This window comes from Musicola paradisiaca NCPPB 2511 (genome assembly GCF_000400505.1).
Taxonomy (GTDB): Bacteria; Pseudomonadota; Gammaproteobacteria; order Enterobacterales; family Enterobacteriaceae; genus Musicola; species Musicola paradisiaca.
Window position 1 is genome coordinate 3,934,305 of sequence record NZ_CM001857.1, and the last position, 23,563, is coordinate 3,957,867.

Annotated in this window: 24 protein-coding genes; 16 read left to right on the forward strand and 8 right to left on the reverse strand. The window is 53.0% G+C overall.

The window, feature by feature from the left end:
• The first annotated feature begins 525 nt into the window (after positions 1–525).
• The 9 genes from DPA2511_RS17365 to DPA2511_RS17405 all read left to right on the forward strand — a co-directional run bounded on the left by DPA2511_RS17365 (position 526) and on the right by DPA2511_RS17405 (position 7,322).
• Positions 526–1,830: an MFS transporter gene (locus DPA2511_RS17365; RefSeq protein ID WP_015855047.1), complete on the forward strand. Its 1,305-nt coding sequence runs from the start codon at positions 526–528 to the stop codon at positions 1,828–1,830.
• A gap of 226 nt (positions 1,831–2,056) precedes the next feature.
• Positions 2,057–2,833 carry a transcriptional regulator ExuR gene (exuR, locus tag DPA2511_RS17370; RefSeq protein ID WP_015855048.1) on the forward strand — a complete coding sequence of 259 codons (777 nt, stop codon included), beginning with the start codon at positions 2,057–2,059 and terminating at the stop codon, positions 2,831–2,833.
• A 527-nt stretch (positions 2,834–3,360) separates the two neighbouring features.
• Positions 3,361–4,035, forward strand: a complete 675-nt coding sequence (locus tag DPA2511_RS17375) for a DedA family protein (protein WP_015855049.1) — start codon at positions 3,361–3,363, stop codon at positions 4,033–4,035.
• 2 nt (positions 4,036–4,037) lie between these two features.
• Positions 4,038–4,412, forward strand: coding sequence for an EnvZ/OmpR regulon moderator MzrA (gene mzrA / locus DPA2511_RS17380; RefSeq protein WP_015855050.1), 375 nt, complete (start codon positions 4,038–4,040; stop codon positions 4,410–4,412).
• 287 nt (positions 4,413–4,699) lie between these two features.
• Positions 4,700–5,005 (forward strand): DUF883 family protein, encoded by a 306-nt coding sequence (locus tag DPA2511_RS17385; RefSeq protein WP_015855051.1) that lies wholly within the window; start codon positions 4,700–4,702, stop codon positions 5,003–5,005.
• Between the two features lie 6 nt (positions 5,006–5,011).
• A complete protein-coding gene (locus tag DPA2511_RS17390; protein WP_015855052.1) occupies positions 5,012–5,407 on the forward strand; it encodes a phage holin family protein in 396 nt (131 codons plus the stop codon).
• Positions 5,404–5,691, forward strand: a complete 288-nt coding sequence (locus DPA2511_RS17395) for a YqjK-like family protein (protein WP_015855053.1) — start codon at positions 5,404–5,406, stop codon at positions 5,689–5,691. Before DPA2511_RS17390 ends, DPA2511_RS17395 begins: the two co-directional genes overlap by 4 nt.
• Positions 5,692–5,858: 167 nt before the next feature.
• Positions 5,859–6,254, forward strand: coding sequence for a DoxX family protein (locus DPA2511_RS17400; protein ID WP_015855054.1), 396 nt, complete (start codon positions 5,859–5,861; stop codon positions 6,252–6,254).
• Between the two features lie 87 nt (positions 6,255–6,341).
• On the forward strand, positions 6,342–7,322 hold the full coding sequence (locus tag DPA2511_RS17405) for a glutathione S-transferase family protein (RefSeq protein ID WP_015855055.1): 981 nt from the start codon (positions 6,342–6,344) through the stop codon (positions 7,320–7,322).
• A 111-nt stretch (positions 7,323–7,433) separates the two neighbouring features.
• Here the strand turns inward: DPA2511_RS17405 and DPA2511_RS17410 are convergent, their stop codons facing one another.
• Positions 7,434–8,330 carry a LysR family transcriptional regulator gene (locus DPA2511_RS17410; protein ID WP_015855056.1) on the reverse strand — a complete coding sequence of 299 codons (897 nt, stop codon included), beginning with the start codon at positions 8,328–8,330 and terminating at the stop codon, positions 7,434–7,436.
• A 111-nt stretch (positions 8,331–8,441) separates the two neighbouring features.
• Between DPA2511_RS17410 and DPA2511_RS17415 the strand changes: the two genes are divergently transcribed.
• On the forward strand, positions 8,442–9,143 hold the full coding sequence (locus tag DPA2511_RS17415; RefSeq protein ID WP_015855057.1) for a pirin family protein: 702 nt from the start codon (positions 8,442–8,444) through the stop codon (positions 9,141–9,143).
• 112 nt (positions 9,144–9,255) lie between these two features.
• A complete protein-coding gene (zur, locus tag DPA2511_RS17420; RefSeq protein WP_015855058.1) occupies positions 9,256–9,765 on the forward strand; it encodes a zinc uptake transcriptional repressor Zur in 510 nt (169 codons plus the stop codon).
• Between the two features lie 150 nt (positions 9,766–9,915).
• On the opposite strand, the gene lexA is transcribed toward zur, so the two are convergent.
• Both lexA and DPA2511_RS17430 read right to left on the reverse strand, forming a co-directional pair.
• A complete protein-coding gene (gene lexA, locus DPA2511_RS17425; RefSeq protein ID WP_015855059.1) occupies positions 9,916–10,527 on the reverse strand; it encodes a transcriptional repressor LexA in 612 nt (203 codons plus the stop codon).
• 110 nt (positions 10,528–10,637) lie between these two features.
• On the reverse strand, positions 10,638–11,003 hold the full coding sequence (locus tag DPA2511_RS17430; protein ID WP_015855060.1) for a diacylglycerol kinase: 366 nt from the start codon (positions 11,001–11,003) through the stop codon (positions 10,638–10,640).
• A 128-nt stretch (positions 11,004–11,131) separates the two neighbouring features.
• Here DPA2511_RS17430 and plsB point away from each other — a divergent pair, with 128 nt between their 5' ends.
• The gene (gene plsB, locus DPA2511_RS17435) at positions 11,132–13,615 is read left to right on the forward strand and encodes a glycerol-3-phosphate 1-O-acyltransferase PlsB (protein WP_015855061.1); all 2,484 of its coding nucleotides are present in this window, start codon (positions 11,132–11,134) and stop codon (positions 13,613–13,615) included.
• A gap of 83 nt (positions 13,616–13,698) precedes the next feature.
• Here the strand turns inward: plsB and ubiA are convergent, their stop codons facing one another.
• The 5 genes from ubiA to DPA2511_RS17460 all read right to left on the reverse strand — a co-directional run bounded on the left by ubiA (position 13,699) and on the right by DPA2511_RS17460 (position 18,111).
• Entirely contained in the window at positions 13,699–14,622 is a 924-nt protein-coding gene (gene ubiA / locus DPA2511_RS17440; protein WP_081636767.1) for a 4-hydroxybenzoate octaprenyltransferase, read from the reverse strand.
• A complete protein-coding gene (gene ubiC, locus DPA2511_RS17445; protein ID WP_015855063.1) occupies positions 14,585–15,100 on the reverse strand; it encodes a chorismate lyase in 516 nt (171 codons plus the stop codon). Before ubiC ends, ubiA begins: the two co-directional genes overlap by 38 nt.
• A 299-nt stretch (positions 15,101–15,399) precedes the next feature.
• Positions 15,400–17,046 (reverse strand): chaperonin GroEL, encoded by a 1,647-nt coding sequence (gene groL, locus DPA2511_RS17450; RefSeq protein ID WP_015855064.1) that lies wholly within the window; start codon positions 17,044–17,046, stop codon positions 15,400–15,402.
• Positions 17,047–17,096: 50 nt separating this feature from the next.
• Positions 17,097–17,390, reverse strand: a complete 294-nt coding sequence (locus DPA2511_RS17455) for a co-chaperone GroES (RefSeq protein WP_015855065.1) — start codon at positions 17,388–17,390, stop codon at positions 17,097–17,099.
• 247 nt (positions 17,391–17,637) lie between these two features.
• Positions 17,638–18,111, reverse strand: coding sequence for an FxsA family protein (locus DPA2511_RS17460; protein ID WP_015855066.1), 474 nt, complete (start codon positions 18,109–18,111; stop codon positions 17,638–17,640).
• Between the two features lie 407 nt (positions 18,112–18,518).
• On the opposite strand from DPA2511_RS17460, the gene aspA reads away from it, so the two are divergent.
• The 4 genes from aspA (at position 18,519) to DPA2511_RS17480 (ending at position 23,526) form a co-directional block, all read left to right on the forward strand.
• On the forward strand, positions 18,519–19,958 hold the full coding sequence (aspA, locus tag DPA2511_RS17465) for an aspartate ammonia-lyase (protein ID WP_015855068.1): 1,440 nt from the start codon (positions 18,519–18,521) through the stop codon (positions 19,956–19,958).
• 139 nt (positions 19,959–20,097) lie between these two features.
• The gene (locus tag DPA2511_RS17470; protein ID WP_015855069.1) at positions 20,098–21,399 is read left to right on the forward strand and encodes an anaerobic C4-dicarboxylate transporter; all 1,302 of its coding nucleotides are present in this window, start codon (positions 20,098–20,100) and stop codon (positions 21,397–21,399) included.
• Between the two features lie 106 nt (positions 21,400–21,505).
• Positions 21,506–21,838 (forward strand): divalent cation tolerance protein CutA, encoded by a 333-nt coding sequence (gene cutA / locus DPA2511_RS17475; RefSeq protein ID WP_015855070.1) that lies wholly within the window; start codon positions 21,506–21,508, stop codon positions 21,836–21,838.
• Positions 21,814–23,526 carry a protein-disulfide reductase DsbD gene (locus DPA2511_RS17480; RefSeq protein WP_015855071.1) on the forward strand — a complete coding sequence of 571 codons (1,713 nt, stop codon included), beginning with the start codon at positions 21,814–21,816 and terminating at the stop codon, positions 23,524–23,526. The genes cutA and DPA2511_RS17480 overlap by 25 nt, the downstream gene beginning before the upstream one ends.
• Positions 23,527–23,563 lie beyond the last annotated feature (37 nt).

Below are 23,563 nucleotides of genomic sequence, written 5' to 3' on the forward strand. Positions count from 1 at the left end.
ACTACACATTTGCCAACCCAACTTGGCGTCGTTGAAAAGATATCACACCAATTATCTTAGATAACCAATATCATTAGTGAGGTCATGATCGCAAAAATGACCTAAAACGCTTCCCTTGTCACCATTTTTACGCATACACCCCCCTAAAACCCCACTCAATAGGCCGGCTTCATTTTATTCCATAACAAAATAATGGTTTTGTGATATCACTCAACTTTTAAATTGGTATGACAAATTATTGTAGCGCGGCATAACGATGCCGTTCAATCTCAAACATGTAAGACCAAATGACGAGATTTGGACACCAATGAAAAACAGAGCAAGGCGCAGCGGATTGCTGACGAACTGAGCCAGCGGGATAGCACGGCGGCACATCATCCGGGCCGCCGCATAACGATGTACCCGATACGGCAGTAAAAATGTTTGAACAGGGAAAATCGCGTCCCACCACGTTCGATATGGTCTACACATTATCGCAACTGGCATAACCAGTTAGCGGTGAATTAACTCGGAGAGAATTTCCAAATGCGTAAAATTAGAGGCTTGCGCTGGTACATGATCGGATTGGTGACTATCGGCACCATTCTGGGCTACCTGACACGTAACGCGATTGCAGCAGCAGCGCCAACGTTGCAGGAACAGTTGCACATCACAACTCAGCAATACTCCTACATCATCGCCGCCTACTCTGCCTGCTATACCATCATGCAGCCGGTGGCAGGCTACATTCTTGACCTGCTGGGCACCAAGGTCGGTTATGCCATGTTCGCCATTCTGTGGGCGCTGTTCTGCGCCGGTACCGCGTTAGCGAATAGTTGGGGTGGGCTGGCGATAGCACGCGGCGCCGTAGGTATGGCTGAAGCCGCCATGATCCCCGCAGGATTGAAAGCCAGCAGCGAATGGTTCCCGGCCAAAGAGCGTTCCGTCGCAGTCGGTTACTTCAACGTCGGCTCCTCAATAGGTGGCATGCTGGCGCCGCCGCTGGTGGTCTGGGCCATCATGGCGCACAGTTGGCAGATGGCGTTCATCATCACCGGCGTGCTTAGCATGTTGTGGGCGCTGAGTTGGCTTTACTTCTACAAACACCCGAAAGACCAGAAAAAACTCAGTAATGAAGAACGTGATTACATCCTGAACGGCCAGGAAGCCCAGCATCAATCCGGCAACGGCAAAAAAATGTCCGCCTGGCAGATCCTGCGTAACCGTCAGTTTTGGGGCATTGCGTTGCCGCGCTTCCTGGCTGAACCGGCATGGGGGACGTTCAACGCCTGGATCCCGCTGTTCATGTTCAAAGCTTACGGCTTTAACCTGAAAGAAATCGCCATGTTTGCCTGGATGCCGATGCTGTTCGCCGACCTGGGTTGCGTGCTGGGAGGTTATCTGCCGATGCTGTTCCAGAAATACTTCAAGGTTAACCTGATCGTCTCGCGCAAAATGGTGGTCACTATGGGCGCCTTGCTGATGATCGGCCCTGGCACTATCGGCCTGTTCACCAGCCCGTATGTCGCCATCGCGTTGTTGTGCGTCGGCGGTTTCGCCCACCAGTCTCTGTCCGGTGCGCTGATCACACTATCTTCCGACGTGTTCGGTCGTAATGAGGTTGCTACCGCCAACGGCCTGACCGGAATGGCTGCCTGGACCGCCAGTACGCTGTTTGCGCTGGTCGTCGGCGCGCTGGCCGATACCATTGGCTTCAGTCCGCTGTTCGCCGTGCTGGCTGTGTTCGATCTTCTGGCCGCCATTGTCATCTGGACGGTACTGAAAAACCGCCCAGCCACTGAGCTCAATGCCCAGCAAACGAATGATATGAAAATCGCGCAACAACACTGATAGATTTCCGATTTTCCCCCATCATCCGGTATCATGCGATGCCGGATGACTCCTCTCTCCCGCGCATCATTACAATCGTTAACTATCACACAGCTATTGGCTGTAATGCGTGATAAAGTGGTATAACAAATTCATCCCGAACCAGGCTATCCGCCTGAAATTGATGTTCACCTTTAACGAGATAGGCTTACCTCAGGAAACGCTTTCTATCTTAAGAGCAGGCAATATGGCACTGACAGAATCCCGACGGCTGTACCAGCAACTGGCAGCTGAACTCAAACAACGCATAGAGGACGGAATGTATCCGGTCGGCGAAAAACTGCCTGCCGAACGTAACATTTCAGAAGAAATGAATGTAAGCCGTACCGTGGTGCGTGAAGCCATCATCATGCTGGAGGTGGAAGGCTATGTAGAGGTACGCAAAGGCTCGGGCATTCATGTACTTTCCAACCAGCAACGCCATCTGGTTTCGCCCAACGGCGATGCGGATTTTGTCACAACCGGCCCCTTCGAACTGCTACAGGCTCGCCAGCTTATCGAAAGTAACATTGCCGAGTTTGCCGCCACTCAGGTGACTCGTCAGGATATTATCCAACTGATGGAAATTCAGGAAAATGCCCGCCAAGAAGATCGCTTCCGCGATTCTCAATGGGATCTGAAGTTCCATGTTCAGGTTGCACTGGCCACCCAGAACTCGGCACTGGCGACTATCGTTGAAAAAATGTGGAGTCAGCGCGTTCATAACCCTTATTGGCGCAAACTGCACGAACATATTGACGACAAGTCGATCGAAAGCTGGTGCGAAGATCATGATCAGATCCTCAAGGCGTTGATTCGCAAGGATCCCTATGCCGCTAAGCTGGCGATGTGGCAACACCTTGAAAACACCAAGCAGATGCTGTTCCGCGCCACCACGGATGATTTCGAATTCAATGTCGACCGTTACATGTTCGCTGAAAACCCCGTCGTCCATCTGGAATACATCACCAACGGCAAATCCTAAGCCGGCACGCACGCCTCGCCGTCAATGGAGGTAAAAACGTTATCCAACGTCGAGTTCTGTCAGTATGTGTAAAATATGACGGAACTCACAACCTTCCCCCAATAAACAGTCAGTTACAGACCAAAGATATGTGATATTTTCCTATCTCGCGTCCGGACGTTTTGTTACAGTTAGTGCACTTTTTTTACGCCTGAGAGCCCACAGTTAGGGTCAACCAGCCAAAATGAACATCCGGTTGATGTTCAGGCTCGTTCAGTTAAGGATATTCATCAGAATAAAAGCGTAAAACTGCATATTCCATCGGCAGGACACGGATAAACAGCTCATCAGACGTGCAAGCGCGTGACGGAGTACGCCATCCGATGAACAGTCAGCGCCGTGTTGTGTCGCTTCCCGGCATACACAACAGTTTTCGGCCTACAGTACGCCGTGTCCGACATCGGTCCCGGTTCAGTTTCAGTAAGCATCACCGGCAGGGGGTTGGTTCTTAGCCGTACAGCCCTAACACCGCAGTACAGGAACACCAGATGGATATTGTTAAAGAACTGTTGAATGCACTCTGGCATCAGAATTTTGACGTCCTGGCTAATCCCAAACTGGTCTGGACAATTTACATTATGCTGTTTTTGATCTTGTTTATGGAAAATGGCCTGCTGCCCGCGGCGTTTCTGCCGGGCGATAGCCTGCTGATTCTGGTGGGCGTCCTGGTCGCCAAAGGCACCATGAATTACCCTTTCACTATTGTACTGTTAACCAGTGCGGCCAGTCTGGGATGCTGGATGAGCTACCTGCAAGGTAAATGGCTGGGAAATACGCGCGTTGTTCAAGGATGGTTGTCACATCTTCCTGCACACTATCATCAACGGGCACACCGGTTGTTCCATCGTCACGGACTGTCTGCCTTGTTGATGGGCCGGTTTCTGGCATTTGTGCGCACATTGTTACCCACGATTGCCGGGTTGTCTGGATTGAATAACGCTCGTTTTCAGCTCTTCAACTGGATGAGCGGTTTTTTGTGGGTCACTATTCTGGTTTCTCTCGGTTTTGCGCTGGGGAAAAGCCCGGTATTTCGCAAGTATGAAGACCAGTTAATGTCCTGTTTGATGCTGTTACCGCTCGTATTGCTGTTAGTGGGGTTAGCGGGTTCTCTGCTTGTTCTATGGCGGAAAAAACGCATGGTGCCTCGCGAAAAAGGAAATTAACGATGATCAACCGTCGGATGAAAACTGGATTTGTTTTCCATCTATTGCTGCTTCTGCTGCCATTGGTCGTGCTGGTGACATCATCTCGCCGTACAGCGGATGACGTCACGTTGCATATCATTCCACAGCATCAAGGCGCAGCCTTGCCGGACGGTTTTTACATCTATCAGCGCCTGAACGAACACGGCATCGGCATTAAAAGTATTACGCCGGAAGACGACAGTATTATTGTACGGCTCTCTTCTCCCGAGCAAAGCCGTGCCGCCAGTGAGGTGCTAAAATCAGCGCTTCCCCAGGCCAGCGTGATAGCCCGGCAGCCCGACGCCATCCCGATCTGGCGCCAAAAATTAAGCCAGCAACCATTCAAACTAGGGTGAGTTTTTCAGCACATCAGCACATCAGCACATCAGCACATCAGCACATCAGCACATCAGCACATCAGCACATCAGCACATCAGCACATCAGCACATCAGCACATCAGCACATCAGCACATCAGCACATCAGCACATCATTTCCTTGCTTAGGCAAAAACTGCTATCAGTTAAATAAATTTATTATTTATTACAATGTGTTATCAGAATAATCCACAAGCACGTCCCTTCCAGAGAGGAAAATTTACACTATAGTTGATGGTGATACTCACCAAACTCAGGAGCGTTCACATGGCACAAGAATCCGATTCAGAACAACTGCGTGCGGAACTCCGCTCGCTGGCCGACACTCTCGAAGAAGTGTTGCGATCTTCCAGTGAAAAATCCAAGGCTGAGATGGAAAAATTGCGTGACAAAGCCGAGGCGGTACTCAAAGAGTCACGGGAAAAACTGGATAACACGGGTGAACAAATAATCAACCAGACACGCGAAGCCGCCCAATCCACAGAGACCTATATTCGCACCAACCCCTGGACCAGCGTCGGGTTCAGCGCTGCGGTGGGCATCGTGCTTGGTCTGCTGCTGAGCCGCCGGTAATCCACGATGACGGAACCGCAACGCCAAGGGCCAGCTAGCGCAGCTATCGGATCGTTACAAAGGATCCTCTCTTTGCTGGTCGGAATAGTAGAAACCAGAGTCAGGCTGGCTGTTGTTGAACTGGAACAGGAAAAGATTCTACTGATTCAGTTGTTGCTGATGGTCGGCTTGACGCTATTGCTGGCAACCCTGGGTTTGATCAGTCTGGTCGCTCTGATTATCTGGAGCCTGGATCCAGCGTGGCGTCTGGTTGCGCTGGGGGGGATCACCGCCGCGTTCCTGATGTTGGCGTTAATCATCGGCGGCTGGACAGTGGTGCGCGTGCGCCGCTCCACCCTGTTGCAGGCAACACGTAATGAACTGGCCGCAGACCGTTCCCTACTGGAAAACAAATCGGAATGAACCGACAACGGCAGCTTGCCACAGAGAAATCCTTACTGCTGCAAACTATTCAGCAACAACGTCTGGAGCTGATGAAAGAAAAAAAACTCTATCTGGCTATTACCGCGCCTTACGACCACTACTGGCAGCGCTGGGAAAGCGTTCGCCGTTATTTGCCGCTGGCGCTGCCGATCCTGGTGCTGCTGGGGTTGCGCTCACCGCACCGGACATTACGCTGGTTACGGCGAGCCGGTAATCTATGGAGCACGATAAAACGGGTGCAGCACTTATTGCCCAGACCTTAAACACTCGCCTGCCGCCACAGACATCAATTTTTCTGACATAAAACAACAATATTACTTGCTGGAACCCACTCCCCTTTCTCCATAACATGTGCGCAACCAAGATTAATTACGCTGAATTAACGCAATTTTATTGCTATTTCCATTTAAGAGATGATTGGAGAAAATTAATGAAAAATTTTGAGAATGCCCTGTTACTGCTCGCTCGGATCCTGATGCCTATTCTGTTTATTGCCGCCGGATACGGGAAACTCGGAGCATCTTATGCCGCGACACAACAATATATGCAGGCTATGGGCGTTCCCGGCGCGCTGCTGCCGTTAACCATTCTACTGGAGCTGGGTGGCGGGCTGGCTGTACTGTTCGGCTTGCTGACCCGCACGGCTGCAATGGCTACCGCCGTATTCACTTTGCTGACCGCATTCATTTTCCATAGTGACTTTTCCCAAGGCGTCAACCAGCTGATGTTCATGAAAAATCTCACCATTGCCGGCGGCTACGTACTGCTGTTTGTCAGTGGCCCCGGCGCATTGAGCATCGACCGCTTGCTCAACAAAAAGTGGTAATATGCCGCCAAGCTGTAATGCGCCGATGCTGGTTCACCATGGTGATAACACCGTTATCACCACCGTCGTTTCCTAAAGGAGCTGAATATGGGATTACTGGTTGATGGCGTGTGGCATGACGCCTGGTATGAAACGCAGTCCACCGGTGGGCATTTCAAACGCCCTCAGACGCTTTTTCGCAACTGGATCACTCCCGATGGTTCCGCCGGCCCGACCGGACAAGGCGGTTTCAAGGCGGAATCGGGACGCTACCATTTGTATGTTTCGCTGGCGTGCCCATGGGCACACCGCACGCTACTATTACGCTTGTTCAAAAAGCTGGAATCGCATATCGACATATCCGTTGTACACCCGCTGATGCTGGAGCACGGTTGGACGTTCGATGTCAATTTCCCTCACACTACCGGCGATACGCTTTATCAGCACGAATTTCTCTATCAGCTCTACCTGCACGCCAAAGCAGACTACAGCGGCTGGGTAACGGTTCCAGTATTGTGGGATAAACAGCAACACACCATTGTCAGCAACGAATCTGCCGATATTATCCGCATGTTCAACACCGCATTTGACCCGTGCGGCGCGGCACACGGTGATTTCTACCCACAGGCGTTACGCGCGCAGATTGACGATTTGAACGAATGGATTTATCACCAGGTCAACAATGGGGTGTATAAAGCGGGATTTGCGACAACACAGGCGGCCTACGATGATGCCGTTCATCACCTATTCACAGCGCTTGAACGACTGGAGATCACACTGAGTCGACAGCGTTATCTGACGGGGGAACGTTTAACAGAGGCGGATATTCGTTTATGGACCACCTTGATCCGTTTTGATCCGGTGTATCACACGCATTTCAAATGCGATCGTTATCGATTAAGTGATTACCCCAATCTTCATGGTTTTCTGCGGGAGATCTACCAAATGCCTGGTGTGGCGGATACCGTCTCAATCGAGCATATTCGTTATCACTACTACCGCAGCCACGGCACAATCAATCCATACGGCATTATCTCCGCCGGCCCGGTAGCGACGCTGGATACGCCGCACGGCCGAGACGGATTCTAAGCCATTCCTGCACCGAGATGTTCACCAACTTCTGTCAGTATCATTACGGGATGCCAGTCGCCGTCCGACAGACGGCGCAAGACATAACCGTTGCACCAGACACTGCAAACGTCAGGATACATTGAAAATTCTGGGGATTTCACGTAAGAACCACGACTTGGCCTCACCCATACTATCCCGCCGCCACGCCATGATAATGTTGCTTTCAAACGTGCTTTCCGGGCTGACCACCCGCAGGCGACCCGCAGCAATATCATCCACTACACGATCATAAGGCATCGTCGCAACGCCTTGCCCGGCCAATAACGCCCGGCGTTTGTCATCCATTGAGCTCACCGTCAGCCGTGGTTGTTTATCCAACAGTTGAACCGTCAAAACCGGGCGTTCACGGGCAGTATCGGCAATCGCAATACCTCGGTATTTAACACGAGTCGTTTCCGATAATGGCTCAGGTTCATCATGAATCGGGTGATCCGGGCTAGCCACATAGACGTTCTTCATTGAGTAGAGTTTGCGGGTATTGATTTCCGAGGAGGAGCGAAAATGCATATCTGGGGCAATAACGATATCCGCTCGCCCTTGCTCCAGGCGCTCCCAGGCTCCCGCCAACACCTCAGTCAGCAGCGACACCTGAGTATTGGCTTTCAGCGACAGTTTATCCAATAGAGGAAACAGACGTTCAGTCGGCACCAGCGCTTCCACCACGATAGTCAAATGGGTTTCCCATCCTCGCGCCAGCGCTTCAGCATCCGTCGTCAGCTTATCTGCCGCTTCAAGCAATATGCGTCCACGTTCCAGCAACATGCGACCAACATTGGTGAACTTGGTTCGATGGCCGGAACGGTCGAACAACACGACATCCAGTTCTTCCTCCAACTTCTGCATGGTGTAACTCAGCGCGGAGGGAACCCGGCCCAATTCATCCGCCGCGGCGGCAAAACTTCCTCGACGATCAATAGCGTCCATAACCCGTAAAGCTTCTAATGTTAATGCTCGTTCTTTTGCCATTTCTCCACTCATTCAGGATTTTTGAATGTACCCACCAGATTAACTGGCTAACAATCCATCGTCCAGCCAATTACCATCTCAGCATTAACAATTCCAAGGGTCTGAAATACCATGATCATTAGCAGAGTTGCTGAACAGTGCGGCCAGGCTGACTATGGCTGGTTACAGGCTCGTTATACCTTTTCCTTCGGCCACTATTTCGATCCTGATTATCTCGGGTTTGCGTCATTACGCGTGCTGAACCAGGAAGTGTTGTCACCCAAAACCGCCTTTCAGCCGCGTACCTATCCACGTGTTGATATCCTGAATATTCTGTTGCAAGGGCGGGCCGAATACCGTGATAGCAACGGCGCCCACATCCGCGCCGATGCGGGCGACGTATTACTGTTGGCAACACAGCCGGGCATTAGCTATAGCGAGCACAACATCGACGACACAACCCCGTTGACTCGTCTTCAGTTATGGTTGGATGCGTGTCCGACGCGCGAGAATTCCCCCCTGCAGCGGCTGACGCTGCAAGCGTCTGGCAACCAGTTAATCGCCTCGCCGGAAGATACCCCAAACGCCCTTCACCTTCGCCAGCAGGTCTGGATTCACCATGTGGACATGAAAACCGGCGAGCAGCAGACCCTGCCATTGAAAGGTAATAGCGGTTATCTGCAATCCATCTACGGCAGCATCCGCGTTTGCGGTTGCGCCGATGCGAGCCGGAATTTGCACTGCGGAGATGGCGCATTCATCCAACAGGAAAAGAGTCTCACTTTACAGGCCGGCTCCGATACGCGAGCTTTACTGATCGACCTGGTCGCCTGACCTACCCAACACAAGCTAAGGCAAATAGGCGCTAAAGCGGCGCGTTTCAGTGTTTTTGCCCTGTCATGCTAAGATGGCCGCATGATCCCAAACAGGCTTCAGGGTTATTGCCATGGATTCCGTCAATCCGGACAAACTTGTCATTCAGGCCGAACAGCTTTGTCAGCAGCGCAACGTGCGTCTTACACCCCAGCGTCAGGAAGTGCTGCGTTTAATCGCACAGCAAACCGGCGCCATCAGTGCATATGACTTACTCGATCTCCTGCGTGCATCAGAGCCGCAAGCCAAGCCGCCCACAGTTTATCGCGCACTGGATTTCCTTCTTGAGCAAGGATTTATTCATCGTGTCGAGTCCAACAACAGCTATGTGCTGTGCCACCACTTTGAAGAACACAGCCATACTTCCGCGTTGTTCATCTGCGACCGGTGCGGACAAGTGACTGAACGCCAGACTGAAGGCGTGGAAGAAACGCTGCAGCAATTGGCGCAACAGTCAGGGTTCGTGATGCGGCACAGCGTTGTGGAAGCGCATGGTTTCTGCCGAGAATGCCAACAGGTGGAGTCCTGCGAACAGCGGGATAGTTGCAATCATGATCACAGCCTGATCGTGAAGAAGCGTTGAACATCGGGCAACCTACGAGGTTCAACATCGACCGTCACACATCAAAAGGGATTTTACAGGTCACGGCAGGCGCTCATCGGTAAAGGTAAACAAAAAGCGCCAGCCAGACTGTATAAGTAGCAGGAATCGGAATCAAACCGGCGAGAAAAATCAGCTCCAGTCGCCGTTACGAATTACGCCGACGGCCAAACCTTCAATCGAGAAATTCTGTTCACGCAAATCGACGACAATGGGCTCAAAATCCTTGTTCTCTGCCAGCAGCTGCACAATATTCCCCTGCTTTTTCAGTCTCTTGACCGTCACTTCATCTTCAATACGTGCAACGACGACCTGACCATTACGCACATCCTGGGTTTTGTGAACAGCTAACAAATCACCGTCAAGAATACCAATATCTTTCATCGACATACCGCTGACGCGCAGCAAAAAATCCGCGTTAGGCTTGAACATGGCGGGATCGACCTGGTAATGACATTCGATATGCTGTTGAGCCAGTAAGGGCTCGCCAGCAGCCACACGGCCAATCAATGGTAGCCCTTGATCTTCTTCTTCCATCAGCAACCGGATTCCACGAGATGCGCCGGTAACGATCTCTATGACACCTTTGCGCGCCAGCGCTTTAAGATGCTCTTCCGCTGCATTTGGCGAGCGAAAGCCGAGTTGACTTGCAATTTCAGCACGGGTCGGTGGCATCCCGGTCTGAGAGATATGATCGCGAATAAGATCATAGACCTGTTGTTGTCTGGTGGTTAATGCTTTCATCCCGCCCCCTGGTTGTTTATACAGTTTCGCTGTGAGTATATACAGGGATACCGGCAATGGGAACCCGGAAGAACGCTATTCCACGGAATTTTCTGCGAATATTCGAAGCCTCACGCAAAATGGCTCCACAGCAAGCTTCCCCACACGCTTGCGGCCAGCAAACAGGCGACAAACACCGCCGCCGAGCCAATATCCTTCGCCCTGCCGGACAATTCGTGATAGTCCATCCCGACACGATCCACAACCGCTTCTATCGCACTGTTGACAAGCTCAAACAACACAATCAACACCACCGAACCGATGAGCAACAACCGCTCAATCGTTGAAACCGGTAGCCAACACGCAATAATAATCGCGGCGAGAGTCAGTAGCGATTCTTGACGAAATGCCGCTTCGTGCAGCCATGCCTGTTTCAATCCTTGCAACGAGTACCCTGTTGCTTTAACGAGCCGGGTGAACCCCGTTGTTTTATTCATACTTGCTCCACCTGTAATTTGTGATTGAACGCAATTTTAACGTGCCCGCACGAACGTATCACCACAGATATCCTGTCGGGTTTCTGGTATCCTTTCGGCGCGTTGCTAACAGGAGGCTTCTGGTTGTTATGTCAGGTTGGCGTAGAATTTACTATAAATTACTGAATATTCCCCTTAAATTCCTGGTGAAGAGTAAAGTTATTCCCCAGGATCCCGTTGCTGAACAACAGTTGGATCCGTCCCGGCCGATTTTCTATGTGCTGCCCTACAACTCCAAAGCGGATTTACTGACTCTGCGCACCAAATGCCGCGAGCTCGGTTTGCCGGATCCGCTGCAGCCACTCCATATTGATGGCAAGACGTTGCCAAGTTACGTCTTTGTCAATGACGGCCCGCGCGTGTTCCATTACTACGTCCCGAAAGAGAAATCGATCAAGCTCTTTCATGACTACCTGGATCTGCACCGTAATAATCCGGATCTGGATATCCAGATGATTCCCGTGTCCGTCATGTTCGGACGCTCACCTGGCCGCGAAGGCCAGCAGAATCAGGAAACGCCACATTTACGATTGCTGAACGGCATCGAGAAATTTTTTGCCGTTTTGTGGCTGGGACGGGACAGTTTCGTGCGTTTCTCAACGCCGGTATCCCTGCGTTATATGGCCACAGAACATGGTACTGACAAGACCATCGCCCACAAGCTGGCTCGCGTAGCGCGGATGCATTTTTCCCGACTACGACTGGCAGCAGTCGGCCCCAGACTGCCCGCAAGGCAGGATCTGTTCAACAAACTGTTGTCGTCCAAAGCAATAGCTAAAGCCATCGATGATGAAGCGCGGGTAAAAAAGATTTCCCACGAGAAAGCGCAACAGAACGCGATTACCCTGCTGGAAGAAATCGCCGCCGATTTTTCTTACGAAGCGATTCGCCTTTCCGATCGCGTCCTGAGCTGGACCTGGAACCGGTTATATCAAGGGATTAACGTCCATAACGCCGAGCGGGTCCGCCAGCTGGCTCAGGACGGGCACGAACTGGTGTATGTTCCTTGTCATCGCAGCCATATGGATTACCTGCTGCTTTCCTATGTGCTTTATCACCAGGGGCTGGTGCCTCCGCACATCGCGGCGGGCATTAACTTGAACTTCTGGCCGGCCGGGCCGATTTTCCGCCGTCTCGGCGCTTTCTTCATCCGCCGAACCTTCAAAGGCAATAAGCTCTATTCCACGTTGTTCCGCGAATACCTGGGCGAACTGTTCACCCGCGGTTATTCCGTAGAGTATTTTGTCGAGGGCGGCCGTTCACGCACGGGGCGTTTGCTGGAACCTAAAACCGGCACGCTGGCGATGACGATTCAAGCCATGCTGCGTGGCGGAACCCGTCCCATAACACTGGTTCCTATCTACATTGGTTACGAACATGTGATGGAAGTGGGAACCTATGCCAAGGAATTGCGCGGCGCTACCAAAGAAAAAGAAGGGTTCATACAGATGGTGCGCGGCCTGAGTAAGCTGCGTAATCTGGGGCAAGGGTACGTAAACATCGGCGAACCGCTATCGCTGACCAGCTACCTCAACACCCACGTACCGCAATGGCGCGACGACATCGACCCGATCGAGCCGCAGCGGCCAGTCTGGCTGACGCCGACCGTCCAGAGCATCGCCGCCAGTATCATGGTGCGAATCAACAATGCGGCAGCGGCCAATGCCATGAATTTGTGTTCAACCGCCTTGCTGGCCTCTCGTCAGCGCTCCCTCACCCGCGAGCAGATGGAAGAACAGCTGGAATGCTACCTGCAATTACTGCGTAACGTGCCCTATACCGGCGACATTACCGTGCCGACGAAAAGTGCGTCCGAACTGCTGGATCATGCGCTAGGCATGAACAAGTTCGAAGTGGAAAAGGATAGCATCGGCGACATCATTATCCTGCCACGCGAGCAGGCCGTACTGATGACCTATTACCGCAACAATATTCATCACTTGCTGGTGCTGCCATCGCTGATCGCCAGCATAGTGATGCATCATCGCAAAATCGCTGCGTCCGAGTTATTGCGGCAGGTCTCTTTACTCTATCCATTGCTGCAGGCCGAACTGTTCCTGCACTACGATAAAACACAGCTTGGTAGCGTACTCAATGCACTGACGCAGGAATTGTGCCGACAGCAGTTGATCGTCAATAGGGGAGATGCCGTCGAGCTGAACCCGGCCAAAATCCGCACGCTGCAATTACTTGCAGCCGGCATCCGTGAGACGTTGCAGCGTTATGCCATTACGTTATCGCTGTTGAATGCCAACCCGACGCTTAGCCGGGGTACGCTGGAAAAAGAAAGCCGCAACATGGCCCAGCGTCTCTCCGTACTGCATGGTATCAATGCGCCGGAATTCTTCGATAAGGCCGTATTCTCAACACTGGTCGATACACTGAGAATGGAAGGCTGCATCAGCGACAGCGGAGATAGCGTTCACGACAATGTGCAGGAAATTTACGACATACTCGGCGATTTACTGACGCCGGAAGTGAAACTGACCATAGAAAGCGCCTGTGTAACAGAAGCCAATACAACGGCCGACGAGGCGAAGGAATCAACCAGAAAGGAAGATGAAGAGGAATAACCGCGTTCCTGGAGCATGGCGGCCCGGCCAGTACGCCTGAAGAGATGACCCACCCTGCCAGCACACGCCGGCAGGGTGTTTTTTTATAACCCGAACAGAATGCCGAAGAACAACACCATCCCGACATAGTTGTTATTTCTGAATGCGCGGAAACAGTTATCCCGCTCACGCCCGGCGATCATCTTCTGCTGATAGGCAAACAACCCAGCGGCAATCAGCACCGACCAGTAAAAAATCTGGCTCAACGCCATCATCCTTCCCAGCGCCAGCATCGCCGCTAACGTCATCAGCTGCAAAACGCCGATGATCAACGTGTCGTGGCTACCGAACAGGATGGCAGTGGATTTCACGCCGATTTTCAGATCGTCGTCGCGATCCACCATCGCATATTCCGTATCGTAGGCGACCGTCCAGCAAATATAGGCAAAAAACATCAGCCAGCAAGTCACCGGGAGCGATTCGCTGACAGCGGCATAAGCCATCGGTATCGACCATCCAAATGCGGCGCCCAGCACCAGCTGGGGCAAATGGCTGACCCGTTTCATGAACGGATAGACCCAAGCCAACGCCAGGCCGATCACCGAAAGCCAAATGGTCATCGGATTCAGGGTCAGCACCAACCCGAATGCCAGCAACACCAGCACGACAAACAGCACCTTGGCGGATTGTTCGCTCACAGCACCACTCGGTAGAGGCCGGGATGCCGTGCGTTTGACGTGACCATCGAAATGGCGGTCAGCGTAATCATTAATCACGCAGCCCGCGGCACGCATCAAAAAAACACCCGCCACAAATACCCACAGCGTCCAAAGAGTCGGTGTTCCACGCCCGGCCAGCCATAGCGCCCACAGTGTCGGCCACAGCAGCAGCATCGAACCAATCGGCTTGTCTATTCTCATCAACCGGCAATACGCACCCCAACGTTCTGCCGCAAGCAGTTTTTCCAACGCCTGATTCTCCTTTCTGCTGTTAGTCCTGATACCTGTCAGGGAAATAAATCGGAGCATCCGGTAAAAAGAGCTCGGTGATTAACAACGGATTGCCCGCAAGAAACAAACGCGAACGCCGCGTCCAAAGTTGCCCGCTCCGCCCCGTATGGATAAAGTCGCGAACCGGCGGCCCTTGCAGGAAGAGATAGCGCCCTAGCGGCGTATTGCCTATCTGGGTCAAATCGATTTCCGCTTCTTTTAGCGTCTGCTCCGGCATGACGGTTCGCCCAAACAGCCAGGGTTGATCATCGCCAAACAGCGTCACTTCACGTAACCAATAGCGCTCGCTCAACGGCAAAAGAGAAGGCTCTTCCGGTATCCTCAGCGAAGCAACGAAGCGTTCAGTCTCTACCTGAACGCGCAAACATCGACAATAACGCTCCAGAAGGCGTGTCATTGAATCTCTGCTGGTCAACCATTCTGCGACTGTCGCAGGTAAAACTTCAGGCGCACACCACTCAACCGAGTGCAGGTGAGCCAACGCCTCATCGGACATGCATCCCACCCGGCATTGTTTAGTAAATAAAATAACCGCGTTTATTGTAGCGCAGAATAGTTCGCCGATAACACGTTCCGAACGTGTCGTTAACGGTTTGTACAGTTTTCACGCAACATTCCGACAGGATAAACCGAGGCTACAACGCAATAAGTTGAATCCGTCAGGAAAGTATCACGATGTTATGACGTGCAATACGAAGCACCAACAAAAAACACTACCCGGCGGCTGCCGGGTAGTGTTTTCAAAACGCGGTGTCGGCTCTGGTGACAAAGCCACCCGAACCTGACGACAGAGCATTACATCATGCCGCCCATGCCGCCCATTCCACCCATACCGCCTGCGGCGCCTAAATCCGGTGCATCGCTTTTCGGCAGCTCAGTCACCATACATTCGGTGGTGATCATCAGGCCGGCGACGGAAGCCGCGTACTGCAGTGCAGAACGAGTGACTTTAGTCGGATCCAGGATACCCATATCGATCATGTTGCCGTACTGTTCAGTCGCAGCGTTATAACCGTAGTTACCTTCGCCCGCTTTCACATTGTTGGCTACAACAGACGGCTCTTCACCGGCGTTGGAAACGATCTGACGCAGCGGCGCTTCCATCGCACGCTGAGCAACTTTGATACCTACATTCTGCTCTTCGTTATCGCCTTTCAGGCCACTGATAGCAGTAGCAACGCGGATCAGCGCCACACCGCCACCAGCAACCACGCCTTCTTCAACGGCAGCACGGGTCGCGTGCAGCGCATCTTCAACGCGGGCTTTCTTCTCTTTCATTTCGACTTCGGTCGCAGCACCGACTTTGATAACCGCAACACCGCCAGCCAGTTTAGCTACACGCTCCTGCAGTTTTTCACGATCGTAGTCGGAAGTCGCTTCTTCGATCTGCTGACGAATCTGGGTAACACGGCCCTGAATAGTGGCTTCATCGCCCACGCCATCAATAATGGTGGTGGTGTCTTTGTTGATAACCACACGTTTAGCCTGGCCCAGATCTTCCAGCGTGGCTTTTTCCAGCTCCAGACCGATTTCTTCAGAAATCACAGTACCGGCAGTCAGGGTAGCGATGTCCTGCAGCATAGCTTTACGACGGTCGCCGAAGCCCGGCGCTTTCACCGCAGCAACTTTTACGATACCGCGCATGGTGTTGACAACCAGAGTCGCCAGCGCTTCGCCTTCTACGTCTTCAGCGATGATCAGCAGCGGTTTGCCTGCTTTGGCGACAGCTTCCAGCACCGGCAACATTTCGCGGATGTTGGAGATTTTTTTGTCAGCCAGCAGAATGAACGGGCTTTCCAGCTCAACAGAACCGGTTTCCGGCTTATTGATGAAGTACGGAGACAGGTAGCCGCGATCGAACTGCATACCTTCAACCACGTCCAGTTCGTCTTGCAGGCCGGTGCCTTCTTCAACGGTGATAACGCCTTCTTTACCCACTTTCTCCATCGCTTCGGCAATCAGTTTGCCCACGGTTTCATCGGAGTTGGCGGAGATGGTGCCTACCTGTGCGATAGCTTTAGAGTCAGCGCAAGGAACAGACAGGTTTTTCAGTTCTTGAACCGCAGCGATAACCGCTTTATCGATACCGCGTTTCAGGTCCATCGGGTTCATGCCGGCGGCAACAGCTTTCAGACCTTCATTAACAATAGCCTGAGCCAGTACGGTAGCGGTGGTAGTACCGTCACCCGCAGCATCGTTCGCTTTGGAAGCAACTTCCTTCACCATCTGAGCGCCCATGTTTTCGAACTTGTCTTCCAGTTCGATTTCACGTGCAACGGACACCCCGTCTTTGGTGATGGTCGGCGAGCCGAAGGATTTATCCAGAACCACATTACGGCCTTTTGGGCCCAGCGTAACTTTTACTGCATCAGCCAGCACATTGACGCCACGCAACATTTTTACCCGAGCGTCATTACCGAATTTTACGTCTTTAGCTGCCATTGGTAGTTTCCCTTGAATTCGTTTCGTTCAGTTCAGATGATTACGTAAGATTAGGCTTCAACAATCGCCAGAATGTCGCTTTCAGACATGATCAACACTTCGTCGTTATCGATCTTCTCCGTCTTCACGCCATAGCCATCATTGAAAATAACGATATCGCCTACTTTCACGTCCAACGGTTTCACTTCACCGTTTTCCAGGATACGGCCATGGCCAACAGCCAGGACTTCACCACGGGTGGATTTACCCGCTGCAGAACCGGTCAGAACAATGCCGCCAGCAGATTTTGACTCAACTTCTTTGCGCTTGACGATCACGCGGTCATGCAATGGACGAATTTTCATTGATAGCTCTCCTTTGAGAAAGTCCATATCGGTTTAGGTTAAATGCCGGATGAACCCTGACACCCGGCCTTGTGGTGAACTAGATGGGGACGTATCCGGGCGCTTCAAGGGAACAAATAAATTTTTTTTCCTTAAGCGTCATTTTTTACATAAACAGGGCAAAACGCCGGGAGCATTTTCAACAGCGCTCCGTGTCGGCCCACAGTAAGAGGTAAGGGATGTATGCCACAGCAAGAACCGCTGTAAATCAGCGGTTTTTTCGATCGTCCTGATGCTCGATATGATCCTGATCCGAATCAGTTTCCTTGCGCTGGAACTCACCTTCGAATGTATGGCCGCCCGATGCGCCGCCAGGAGAACTGCGCCAGACGCGCAGATGCGGCATCAGCTTCATCGTCAGGTGTTTCTGTACGGGAGGCAGCAGCAGTAGCAATCCCAGAAAATCGGTGAAGAAACCGGGCAGAACCAGCAGAAACCCCGACAACACCAGGGAAACGCTTTTCACCATCTCGGCCGCCGGGCTTTCTCCCGTTTGCAGGCGCTGTTGCATCTGAATGAGGGTTTTCATGCCCTGATTACGCACCATTGATACTCCAACGCAGGACGTCAATACGACCAGCAGCAACGTCGGCGCCACCCCCAATACTTCGGACACCCGAATAAAAATGGAGATTTCGACATAGACCAGAAGGAAAATCAGCAAAAACGGTATCCAGCGCACCCAGTGCTCCTGTGGTTCAGATTCAACGCATTAATAAAAAATATGCTTCTCCGACAACTCGCCGTCTTATCCTACCCGAGCATCATTCAGGCAACTGGCCTGAAGATACGACCAGTTGTAGCGAGACGCATCCTATAATGCAGCAGATGGTAGCGATTGCCGCTATTTTCAACTGATAGAACGACAGATTTTTTTACTTAGTAACAGGTCGTGACTATTATCACAATTTCCACAGAACAGGGGGGACAGACCTTCATCTGTGATCAGCGCAACGGAAACTCCGCCATGCGGCAGAATATCATAACAACAGCTGGAGACATAATGGTCAAACATTCTGCCTCAGTTATCCACGGTGAGACGATACATCATATAAATTCCAAATAAGTAGAATATAAGAGAAATAACTCATGTCAGAAAATATCCGTATTGAAGAAGATTTATTGGGTACGCGCGAAGTGCCTGCTGATGCTTATTACGGCGTTCATACACTACGTGCTATCGAAAACTTCTATATTAGTAACCAGAAAATCAGTGACATACCGGAGTTTGTGCGCGGAATGGTGATGGTCAAGAAAGCGGCGGCCATGGCTAACCGTGAATTGCAGACCATCCCACGTAAAATTGCAGACGTCATCATTCGTGCCTGCGACGAAGTGCTGGTGAACGGCAAATGTCTGGATCAGTTCCCAGTCGACGTGTTTCAGGGCGGCGCAGGTACGTCCGTCAACATGAACACCAACGAAGTGTTGGCCAATATCGGGCTGGAGCTGATGGGGCACCAGAAAGGGGAATACCAGTACCTGAACCCCAACGACCACGTCAACAAGTGTCAGTCCACCAACGACGCTTACCCGACCGGTTTTCGCATCGCGGTTTACAGCGCCATCCTGAAATTGGTGGATTCCGTCACCCAGTTGGGCGATGGCTTTGAACACAAAGCCAAAGCATTCGAAAACATTCTGAAAATGGGCCGCACCCAACTTCAGGATGCAGTGCCGATGACGCTGGGCCAGGAATTCCACGCTTTCAACGTGTTGTTGAAAGAAGAGAATAAAAATCTGCTGCGCACCGCCGAACTGTTGCTGGAGGTGAACCTGGGCGCAACCGCCATCGGTACTCGCCTTAACACACCGGAAGGCTACCAGCATCTGGCGGTGCAAAAACTGGCGGACGTCAGCAAGCTGCCCTGCGTGCCGGCGGAAGACCTGATCGAGGCAACATCCGACTGCGGCGCTTACGTCATGGTACACAGCACGCTGAAACGTCTGGCGGTTAAACTCTCCAAGATCTGTAACGACTTGCGTTTGCTCTCCTCTGGCCCGCGCGCAGGGCTGAACGAAATCAATCTGCCGGAACTGCAGGCTGGCTCATCCATCATGCCGGCCAAGGTCAACCCGGTGGTGCCGGAAGTGGTGAACCAGGTCTGTTTCAAAGTCATCGGCAACGATACCTGCGTCACCATGGCGGCGGAAGCGGGTCAGTTGCAGTTGAACGTCATGGAACCGGTCATTGGTCAGGCCATGTTCGAATCCATCTATATTCTGACCAACGCCTGCCGTAACTTACTGGAAAAATGCGTAGAAGGGATCACGGCGAACAAATCCGTCTGTGAATCCTATGTGTTCAATTCCATCGGCATCGTGACCTATCTGAACCCGTTCATCGGCCACCATAACGGCGACATCGTCGGCAAGATCTGCGCCGAAACCGGCAAAAGCGTTCGCGAAGTCGTGCTGGAACGCGGCCTGCTGACCGAAGCCGAGTTGGACGACATTTTCTCCGTACAGAACCTGATGCATCCGGCCTACAAAGCCCGGCGTTATACCGAAGATAACGACGCATCGTAACTTCGCTTTCTCTTCATTGAAGGCACGCCAGCCCCGCCAGGGACTGCGTGCCTTTATTGTATCCGCGCCATTCGGCGCTCACGGCACGCAACCATAAAAACAAATCAATATTGGCAACAAAAATAAAAGGAGCATGATCATGCTTACCCTGGAACTCATTATCGTTTTACTCGCCATCTACCTCGGCGCAAGACTGGGGGGAATCGGCATCGGCTTTGCAGGTGGTCTTGGCGTTCTGGTACTGACGCTGGGCTTTCATATCAAGCCGGGATCCATTCCGTTTGATGTTATCGAAATCATCATGGCGGTCATCGCCGCTATCGCCGCCATGCAGGTGGCGGGCGGCATGGACTACCTGGTGAGCCTGGCGGAGAAACTGCTGCGGCGTCATCCGCGCTACGTCACCTTTCTGGCGCCGATGGTCACTTATGTCATGACACTGATGGCCGGTACCGGCCACACTGCGTTCTCCACCCTACCGGTCATCGCCGAGGTTGCTAAAGAACAAGGGATCCGGCCGTCTCGTCCGTTATCTATTGCCGTCGTCGCCTCCCAGATAGCCATTACCGCCTCGCCGATCTCCGCGGCAGTGGTATTTGTCGCCTCGCTGCTGGAGCCCAAAGGCGTTAGCTACCTGACGCTGCTGGGCATTTGCATCCCGACCACCCTGGCCGTCATTTTGTTGACCGCCATCATCACCAATTTCCTGGGCAAAGAGTTGAAAGACGACGACGTGTATCAGGAGCGCCTGCGCAAAAGTGAGGTGGTTCTGCGCGGCCAAAGCGACATGCAACTGAAGCCCGGCGCGAAACTTTCGGTGCTGTTATTTCTGCTCGGCATTGTTGCAGTGGTGTTCTATGCCACCGCCATCAGCGACGCGGTCGCATTGATCCGCAACCCAGTGTTGCCGCGCAACGAAGCCATCGTGGTCTTCATGCTAACGGTCGCTACGCTGATCTGCCTGAGCTGCCGAATTGAAACCGCACGCATCCTGACTGCCAGCACGTTCAAATCCGGTATGAGCGCCTGCATATGCGTCATGGGGGTCGCCTGGCTGGGCGATACTTTCGTAAAAGCACACATCGCCGACATCCAGAGCACCGCCGGCGCACTGTTGCAGAGCTACCCGTGGATGTTGGCGGTTGTACTGTTTTTCGCCTCCACGCTGCTCTATTCTCAGGCTGCAACCGCTAAAGCGCTGATGCCCGCCGCACTGATGCTGGGCGTCGCCCCTGCGACGGCCATCGCTTCGTTCGCTGCGGTTTCCGCACTTTTCGTGTTACCCACCTACCCCACGTTGCTGGCGGCGGTGGAAATGGATGACACCGGCTCAACCCGCATCGGGAAGTACGTCTTCAACCATGCGTTTCTGATCCCCGGCGTCATTGCCATCGCGCTCTCGGTACTGTTCGGGTTCATCCTGAGCAGCATTCTGTTGTAACCCATAGCCGGATCGACATCCTACGTCGATCCGGCCTTACACAACCGGGGAACGCAGAGTATAGTGAGGCAGATTATATTCCCCGTTACCCAGCGCCGAGGTCACGATGCCCGAATCGACGAACCGCGATGCAATCGTCATTCTCTGCACCGCTCCAGATGAGACCAGCGCAAAAGCGCTGGCGACATCTGTTCTGGAAGCCCGGCTGGCGGCTTGCGTTACGCTGCTGCCCGGCGCCGTTTCCCTGTACCATTGGGAAGGAAAACTGGAACAACAGACGGAAACCCAACTGCTACTGAAAAGCGATCGCCGTCATCAACCGGCGTTATTATCCCATCTGAAACAACATCATCCTTATCAGACGCCGGAACTCCTGGTTCTGCCGGTACTGGACGGCGATAGCGATTATCTCTCATGGCTCAACGCATCCTTACGCTGATCCTGATTGGCATCAGCCTGCTGTTTACCTGTCAGGCTGTTGCGCAGAATCCCTTCGAGCGCAGCGCACAACCATCATCATCGCGCTTTCTGCCTGTCGATCAGGCATTTGCCTTTGATTTTCAACAACAGGGCTCGCAACTGACACTCCAATGGCAAATCCACGACGGCTATTATTTATACCGCCAACAGATCAGGCTGATCGGCAATAACGCCGACATCGCCAACGTCGAACTGCCGCCGGGAACGCCGCACCACGACGAATTCTTCGGCGAAGTCAGTATTTTTCGCCAGACGTTGTCGCTGCCGGTCTCGCTGCTAAGCGCGGAGAGCAACGCCACCCTGAGCGTCACTTACCAGGGCTGCGCCGACAACGGTTTCTGCTACCCGCCGGAAACCAGAAAAGTCCCCCTCAGCGCCGTCAGCCAAACGCCTGCAGCCATCACGGCGATGCCCGTCGATACACCGTCAATTCCGCTGCCATTCTCACCCTTGTGGGCATTGCTGATAGGCGTCGGCGTCGCCTTCACGCCATGCGTATTGCCGATGTACCCGCTGATTTCCGGCCTGATTCTCGGGCAGCGGCAACGCCTCTCATCCCGCCGCACGCTGCTGCTCTCGATACTGTACATTCAGGGCATGGCGCTCACTTACACCCTGCTCGGCGTGCTGATAGCTTACGCCGGCCTGCGTTTTCAGGCCGCCTTGCAGCACCCCTATGTGCTCACCGGCATCTCGGTGCTGTTCATCGCGCTGGCGCTGTCTATGTTCGGGCTTTACAACCTGCAGCTGCCCTCATCCCTGCAAACCCGGCTGACGCTATGGAGTAACCGTCAACAGGGCGGTTCCGCCATCGGCGTATTCATGATGGGCACGCTCGCCGGGCTCATCTGTTCGCCCTGCACGACCGCGCCGTTAAGCGCATTGCTGCTGTATATCGCGCAAAGCGGCGACCTGCCAGCCGGCGCCGGCACACTCTATCTGTACGCGCTGGGCATGGGGCTGCCGCTACTGGGCGTAACCTTGTTCGGCAACCGTCTGCTGCCGAAGCGCGGTGCCTGGATGAATCACGTCAAAGAAGGATTTGGCTTCGTCATTCTGGCGCTGCCGGTATTTCTGCTGGGCCGGGTATTGGGTGATATCTGGGAAGCACGGATGTGGGCGCTGTTGGGCGTGGCTTTCTTCGGCTGGGGATTTGTATTGAGCCTGGCTCACCGTTCCGGGTGGATGCGAATAGTACAGGTCATCATGCTGGCCGGCGCGCTGCTGACGGTTCGCCCATTGCAGGACTGGCTATTCATGCCGGTTCAGGCCGCACAGGATCGCCCTCGACCGCTCGCCTTCTCGCCCGTCGGCAATCTGAACGAGCTTCATCGTTCGCTATCGGGTGCGGGTCGCATCACCATGCTCGATCTGTACGCAGACTGGTGCGTCGCTTGCAAAGAGTTTGAAAAATACACCTTCAGCGACGCGCAAGTTCGGCAACGATTATCACAATTGCAGTTACTGCAGGCGGACGTTACCGCCAACAGCGACGCCCATCAGGCGCTGCTGCGGCATTTTCAGGTGCTAGGGCTGCCCACCATTCTGTTTTTCGACGCCAGCGGCCGGGAGATTCCGGGTTCGCGAGTGACTGGCCTGTTGAATGCAACCGACTTCGTCGGGCATTTGCAGAAACTGCCCCGCTAAACCACACTAGGCTGTGTTCGACACACGTCTTGAATGA